Source organism: Actinoalloteichus spitiensis RMV-1378 (genome assembly GCF_000239155.1).
Classification (GTDB): domain Bacteria; phylum Actinomycetota; class Actinomycetes; order Mycobacteriales; family Pseudonocardiaceae; genus Actinoalloteichus_B; species Actinoalloteichus_B spitiensis.
Genome location: NZ_AGVX02000681.1, coordinates 1 through 6,330 on the forward strand (window position 1 = coordinate 1; position 6,330 = coordinate 6,330).

Here is a 6,330-nt window from a genome sequence, read left to right on the forward strand (position 1 = left end):
GCGACGCTGCCGGCCAGTGGTGAGGCCAGGTAGGCGACGAGGTGGGCCACCTCCCGGGGTTCGACGAGCCGGCCGGTGGTCATGCCCGAGGCGGCGGGCAGGCCGGCGAGCAGGTCGTCGAGCGGGATGCCCAGCGAGCGGGCGAGCGCCGCGCCGTAGCCGTCGGGGTGTTCCCACAGGTCGGTGCGCACCGGCCCCGGGGAGACGGTGTTCACCCGGACGCCGCGGGACCCGTACTCCGCGTCGAGGCCCTTGCCGAACGCGGTGAGCGCGGCCTTGGCCACCGCGTAGGGCAACGGGCCGGCGCTGGGCGTCCTCCCCGCGTTGGAGGACACGGTGACGATGGTGCCGCGCTGCTCGAGCAGGCTGGGCAGCAGGTGCCGGGTGACGCGGACCGCGCTGAACAGGTTCAGTTCGAAGGTGGCGTGCCACAGGGCGTCGGAGGTCTCCAGGAACCCGCCGGTCTGGCCGTCACCACCGTCGCCGCCTCCGACGTTGTTCACCAGGATGTCGACCGCGCCGAGTTCCGCGAGCGCCGCGTCGGCGAGGTCCCGCGCGCCCTGCTCGGTGGCGAGGTCGGCGGTGACGGCTGTCGTGCCGGGCACCGGCGGGTCGGGGGCGCGGCGGGCGCCGACCACCACCCGGACTCCCTGGTCGGCGAGGACGGCCGCGACGGCGCGGCCGATGCCCCGGCTCCCGCCGGTGACCACTGCTGTCTTCCCGCTCAGGTGAAGATCCACCAGGATTCCCTTCCACCACTACTCGAGTGACGCGACTCGGGGACTAGTTGCTACAGGAATGTAGCAACTATGGGGGGAGTGGTGCCACGGCGGTACGCTCCCCGCCGGGGAGGGCACGGTGATGCGGGACCACGACACGGAACAGACACCAGGGCCGGGACGCGCCCGGCGCGCGGACGCCGAACGCACCGTGCGCGCCATCCTCGCCGCCGCCGAACGGGTGCTCAGCCAGGAGCCCGGGGCCACGATGGAACGCATCGCCGCCGAGGCGGGAGTCGCGCGCACGACGGTGCACCGGCGCTTCGCCAGCAGGGAGGACCTCGTCTCCTCGCTGACCGTGCTGGCGGCCCAGCAGTTGGAGGCGGCGGTCCTGGCCGGCCGACCCGACAGCGCCCCACCCCTGGTCGCCCTGCACGAGGTGACCGCCCACGTGCTGCGCATCAAACGGACCTGGCGCTTCGCCATGGGCGTCCGCTCCGACCACCCCGAGGTGGTGCGCGTCCACACCGACACCCGCGCCCGCTGCGTCACCCTGTTCCGCCGGGCCCGCGACGCCGGGGCCGTGCGCCCGGACGTGGACCCCGACTGGGCCAGCCGGGTGTACTACGGGCTCATCCACGCCGCCGCCGAGGACCTGGCCGAGGAGCCGGCACCGGCCGAGCTGGACGCGGCCGCCGCACGCGTGGTCGACACGCTGCTCACCGGACTCGGGGCCGGCGACCGCACCACCCACCGGGCGGACTGACCCACCGACACCAGCGCGGCGGCCGACCCGCGCCCGCCACCCAGGCGGAGGTCCCGATGCCCGACCGGACGGCCACCGGTCGCGCACCACACCCCGCCGCGCGGGGACGTGGTGCGCGGGAGGAACACGCGAACCGAGTTCAGGGACGGGACCGCCCGGGGAGGGCGGAGCCGGCGTACCGACCCCGCCCGGAGAACCCGACGCCACGAGGAGGCGCCGGAGCGGTCACTCCTGGGTGTGCCCCAGGTCGGGTTCGGGCACCAGCACCAGCGCACGCGAGGTCGCGGCTTCCAGCTCCAGGACGACGACCTCGTTGGCACCGGCACGCAGCACCGGGCCGGGCACGTAAAGGGTGCGTTGCGGGCCGCGCCGCCAGTACCGGCCCAGGGCGAAGCCGTTGATCCAGACCACCCCCTTGGTCCAGTCCGGCAGGGAGACGAAGGTGTCCGCCGGCCGCTCGACGCGCACGGTCCCCCGGTGCAGTCCCGGCCCGGCCGGCAGCCCGGTGGCCGCCGCGAACGGGACGGCCGCCAACTGCTCCGCCGACAGCGGCAACGCGTGGCAGGTCCACCCGGTCACCTCGGCCCCGTCGACGAACACGCCGCCGAGGACACCCTTGCGGTCGGCCAGCTTCTCGCCGTAGTTCACCCGCCCCTGGTTCTCCACCAGCAGGTCGAGCCGGGCACCGGCCGGTGCCCGCAGCGCCAACGCCCGCTCGCGGTGCTCCCGCTCCAACACGCCCACCGGCGCGCCGTCCACGAAGACCTGGGCACGGTCGTGCACGTCCTCGACGACGAGCACCCCGTCCACCGCCGCCGGCAGGGTGGTCCGGTAGAGCACGAAACCGTAGGACTGCCCCAGTTCCTCCATCGTCAGCGGCCGCTCGGCGGCGACCCCCTCGGCGAGCAGGTCCACGGCCGGGAGCAACGCGGCGGACTCGTCGAGACTGACCGCCGTCTCCGGCAGGCGCGGCGCCGGAGCGGGCACCGGCTCGTCGGGGACGGGGGCATGGCGGGCGATGACCTCGCGGAACGCCGCGTACTTGGGCGTGGGGTCCCCGCTCTCCGACAACGGGGCGTCGTAGTCGTAGGAGTTCACCGTGGGCAGGTACCGGCCGTTGTCGTTGGCGCCGTTGAGGAAGCCGAAACTGGTCCCGCCGTGGAACATGTAGAAGTTCACCGAGGCACCGGCCGCCAGCAGCTCGTCCAGCGTGGCCGCCGCGTCCTCGGGGTCGCGCACGTGGTGCGGCCCGCCCCACCGGTCGAACCACCCGTGCCAGAACTCCATGCACATCAGCGGCCCGGTGGGCTGGCCCTCCCGCAACCGGGCGAGGTTCGCCGCCGCCCGGGACCCGAAGTTGCCGGTGCGCAGCACCCCGGGCAGGCCCCCGGCCGCCAACATCTCCTCGGAGGGCTGGTCGCTGGTGAACAACGGGACGTCCACCCCGCCGGCCCGCAGGAACTCCGCCACCCGCTCCAGGTACTCCGGGTCCCGGCCGTAGGCGCCGAACTCGTTCTCCACCTGCACGGCCAACACCGGCCCGCCCCGGGTCACCAGGTGGGGGACCACCAGCGGCAGCAGCCGGGCGAGGAAGCGCTCCACCGCCGCCAGGTAGGTGGGGTCGGTGGAACGGAGCCGCACCTCGGGGTCGGCCAGCAGCCAGGCGGGCAGCCCGCCGAACTCCCATTCCGCGCAGATGTAGGGGCCGGGGCGCAGCAGCACGTGCAGCCCCTCCGCCTCGGCCAGCCGCAGGAACCGGGGGAGGTCGAGCCCGGCCTCGGCGGTGAAGTCCTCCGCCGTCGGTTGGTGCAGGTTCCACGGGACGTAGGTCTCCACGGTGTTCAGCCCCATCAACCGGGCCTTCCGCAGCCGGTCCGCCCACTGGTCGGGGTGGACCCGGAAGTAGTGCAGGGCACCGGAGATGATGCGCAACGGCTGCCCGTCCAACAGGAAGTCGTCGTCACCAATGGCGAATTCGGGCATGTCAGCGCTCCCGGTGGGCGGTCGTCGGAACGGGGTCGGGACGCGGCGCGGCCGCCGGGCCGCCCGCGACGAGTCCTTCGAGGGCCAGGGCGGCGACGCCCAGGCTCACGGCGTGTCCCTCCACCCCGGACAGCCGCCAGTCGACGGCCGCGAGGTTGCGGGGCAGGGCGTGGGTGGCGGCGCCGGCCCGGGCGGCGGGCAGCAGCCAGCGGCCCAGGCGAGCGGCCACCCAGCTGCCGAGCACCACGGTGTCGGGGTTGAGGATGTTGACCAGCGTGGCGAGGGCGGCACCGAGGGTGGTGCCCACCTCGTCGAGCACGGCGAGGGCACGCGGGTCGTCCCGGCCGGCGGCGGCGGCCAACGCCTCGACGGTGGCGGACTCCTCGGCGTGGAGCAGTGGGCCACCCGGGTCGCGTTCGCGCAGCGTCGCCATGATGCCGGGAGCGCCCACGTAGGCCTCGACGCAGCCGGTCCCGCCGCAGCGGCAGGGCCGTCCGCCGGGGACCAGCAGGGTGTGCCCCCACTCCCCGGCCGCGTCGGTGGCGCCCCGGTACAGGCGCTGGTCGACCGCGATCCCCACGCCGACCCCGGTTCCGAGGGTCACCACCGCCAGGTCGTGGGCGGCCCGCCCCCCGCCGAACCACAGCTCGGCGACGGTGCTGGCCTTCAGCGGGTTCTCCAGGAAGGGTGCCCGTCCGAAGGCGTCCGCCAGCAGCCCCCGGAACCTGCCCTCCGGGTCACCGTCCTCGTAGGCGCCGACGGCGGCGGGGAACAGGGACACCCCGCTGTCGGTGTGCCGCTGCCCCGGCAGGCTCACCCCGATCCCGAGCAGGCGGTCCCGGGTCAGCCGCCGCCGGCCGAACATGCCCCGCACCAGGCCGATGACGTGTGCCGCCACCACGTCGGGCTGGTGGTCCTCCGGTCCGATCTCCCGGCGCCCCGAGTCGAGGCCGCGCAACGCGAGGTCGAACAGGTCGGCACGGACGTAGGTCTCGGCGACGTCCACGCCGACGAGGACACCGTGGTCCCCGTTCACCGCGAGCCGCGCCCGGGGACGACCGCCACCGGAGTCCTCCCGGCCGGCCTCGACGAGCACCCCGAGGGCGAGCAGCTCGGTGGTCAGGGTGGCGACGGTGGCCGGGGACAGCCCCGTCGCGGTCACCAACCACTGGCGGGTGACCGGGTGCTCGGCCGAGTACACGCGCCGGAGCAGGTCGAAGCGGTTCACCCTGCGGATGTCCCGCGAGGATCGAGGACGCAAGACGGCACCCTCCTCCCCCTCCGGTGCCCGCGAGCCCACCAGCCGGGCCGGGGACTTTTTCCAAGGGTCGGATTTGGACCCTAGCCCCGCCCGCGCCGCCGGGACCAGCCACCGCCCCGGCTCCCGGCGACACCGGCCGGAACCGGCCGTCCCCAGCCGTTCCCGGTCTCCCAGGGGTGACCGACGCGGCCGGAGCGCTCCCCGGTACGCCAGGGCCGGAGATGGGCTGACTTCGGTCAAACCCCGTCCTCGGACGCGCACGGCCTTGTCGGCCAGCCCGCACCGCACGCAGGATCACCCACGGCACGGCTGGGCCGCGCCGCCACCGGCAGTGGGAGGGATGAGGAGCAGGGTGCGCTACGTCTTCACCGCGTTCACCAACGACAGCGAGAGCAACATGTACGTCTACGAGTCGGCGGACGCCACCACCTTCACCCTGCTCCACGGCCCCGCCTACGAACCCCCGACCGGCCTGGTGCGGGACCCCTCCGTCATCCGGCACGGCGACCGCTGGATCGTCGCCCACACCACCGGCTGGGAGACCGGGGACTTCGCGTTGGCCGTCAGCGACGACCTCGCCGAGTGGCGGCACCACACCACCGTGGAGGTCGGTGCGGGGTGGGTGCGCAACACCTGGGCGCCGGAGTTCTTCCGCGACCCCGCCACCGGGCGGTGGCACGTCGTCGTCTCCCTCTCCACCGACTCCTACGGCCCGTTCCGCCCGCACCTGTTCACCGCCGAGGACGCGGAGCTGACCCGGTGGTCGGGCCCGGTGGAGCTCGCCGGCATCGGCCCCAACCACATCGACACCTTCCTGGTGCACCACGCCGGCGAGTACCACGCGTTCGCCAAGAACGAGACCGACAAGGTCGTCGAGCACGCCGTGGCGCCCGCGCTCACCGGCCCCTACCGGTTCGTGGACACCGGTGACTTCGCCGGGTGGGGCCGCGTGGAGGGCCCCGCGCTGACCGTGCTGCCCGACGGCCGCTACCGCATCTACCTGGACGGCTACACGACCTCCCGCTACGTCTACAGCGACAGCGCCGACCTGCGGACCTGGACGCCGCCCCGCGAGCTGCCCGGCGGCCTCTCGGGTTTCGTGCGGCACGGATCGGTGTTCCGCGAGGAGTGAGGGACAGCCGGGGAGGCGCGGTCCCACGGGCAGGCGAAGGGGGTCAACCGGGGCGGACGGGGTCAGGGGTCACGGGAAGGGCGGCGGGATGGCACACCAGGATGACCGTGGCGGGCGGCGGAGGAGCCGCTGGCCCCGTCGGACCCGCGCGGCGTTGCGTGCCTCGGCCACCGCCGACCGGTTCGCCCCGTTGTGGGCCGATCTCCGCGCCGCCGCCGAGGACGCGGTGAGCGCCGGCCCGCCACCGCTGCGGTTCCGGGAGTTCGCCGCCTTCCGGGAACGCGGCGACCGCCTGGGGTACGAACGCCCCTACTTCGCCCGCCGTCGACAGCTCGCCGCGTTGGCGCTGACCGTGCTCGTCGACGACCGGCCCGACCAGGCCACCGCCCTGAACGACCTGGTGTGGGCGGTCTGCGACGAACACACCTGGGCGCTGCCCGCCCACCTCCCCCCGGAGGGCTCCCCCACC

Annotated in this window: 6 protein-coding genes; 3 read left to right on the forward strand and 3 right to left on the reverse strand. The window is 74.6% G+C overall.

Annotated elements, in window-relative coordinates; genetic code table 11:
* Nucleotides 1-740 (reverse strand): SDR family NAD(P)-dependent oxidoreductase (locus tag ACTIDRAF_RS0223845; protein WP_026066439.1); only part of this gene is annotated, 740 nt, incomplete at its 3' end.
* A gap of 121 nt (nt 741-861) precedes the next feature.
* Between ACTIDRAF_RS0223845 and ACTIDRAF_RS0223850 the strand changes: the two genes are divergently transcribed.
* Complete coding sequence (locus ACTIDRAF_RS0223850) at nt 862-1,485, forward strand: TetR/AcrR family transcriptional regulator (RefSeq protein ID WP_016701197.1); 624 nt, start codon at nt 862-864, stop codon at nt 1,483-1,485.
* Between the two features lie 225 nt (nt 1,486-1,710).
* Here ACTIDRAF_RS0223850 and ACTIDRAF_RS0223855 read toward each other — a convergent pair whose 3' ends face one another.
* Complete coding sequence (locus ACTIDRAF_RS0223855; RefSeq protein ID WP_016701198.1) at nt 1,711-3,468, reverse strand: glycoside hydrolase family 35 protein; 1,758 nt, start codon at nt 3,466-3,468, stop codon at nt 1,711-1,713.
* Nucleotide 3,469: 1 nt separating this feature from the next.
* Nucleotides 3,470-4,729 (reverse strand): ROK family protein, encoded by a 1,260-nt coding sequence (locus ACTIDRAF_RS30900; RefSeq protein ID WP_052168952.1) that lies wholly within the window; start codon nt 4,727-4,729, stop codon nt 3,470-3,472.
* 340 nt (nt 4,730-5,069) lie between these two features.
* On the opposite strand from ACTIDRAF_RS30900, the gene ACTIDRAF_RS30905 reads away from it, so the two are divergent.
* Nucleotides 5,070-5,861 carry a family 43 glycosylhydrolase gene (locus ACTIDRAF_RS30905; protein ID WP_083886638.1) on the forward strand — a complete coding sequence of 264 codons (792 nt, stop codon included), beginning with the start codon at nt 5,070-5,072 and terminating at the stop codon, nt 5,859-5,861.
* Between the two features lie 88 nt (nt 5,862-5,949).
* Nucleotides 5,950-6,330: hypothetical protein (locus ACTIDRAF_RS0223870; RefSeq protein WP_211215416.1), on the forward strand; the 381-nt coding region annotated here is incomplete at its 3' end.

What these genes read in the sequence shown, in the direction of transcription:
- ACTIDRAF_RS0223850 (WP_016701197.1), top strand. Translation starts at nt 862, where the DNA reads ATGCGGGACCACGACACGGAACAGACACCAGGGCCGGGACGCGCCCGG.
- ACTIDRAF_RS0223855 (WP_016701198.1), bottom strand. Translation starts at nt 3,468, where the DNA reads ATGCCCGAATTCGCCATTGGTGACGACGACTTCCTGTTGGACGGGCAG.
- ACTIDRAF_RS30905 (WP_083886638.1), top strand. Translation starts at nt 5,070, where the DNA reads ATGAGGAGCAGGGTGCGCTACGTCTTCACCGCGTTCACCAACGACAGC.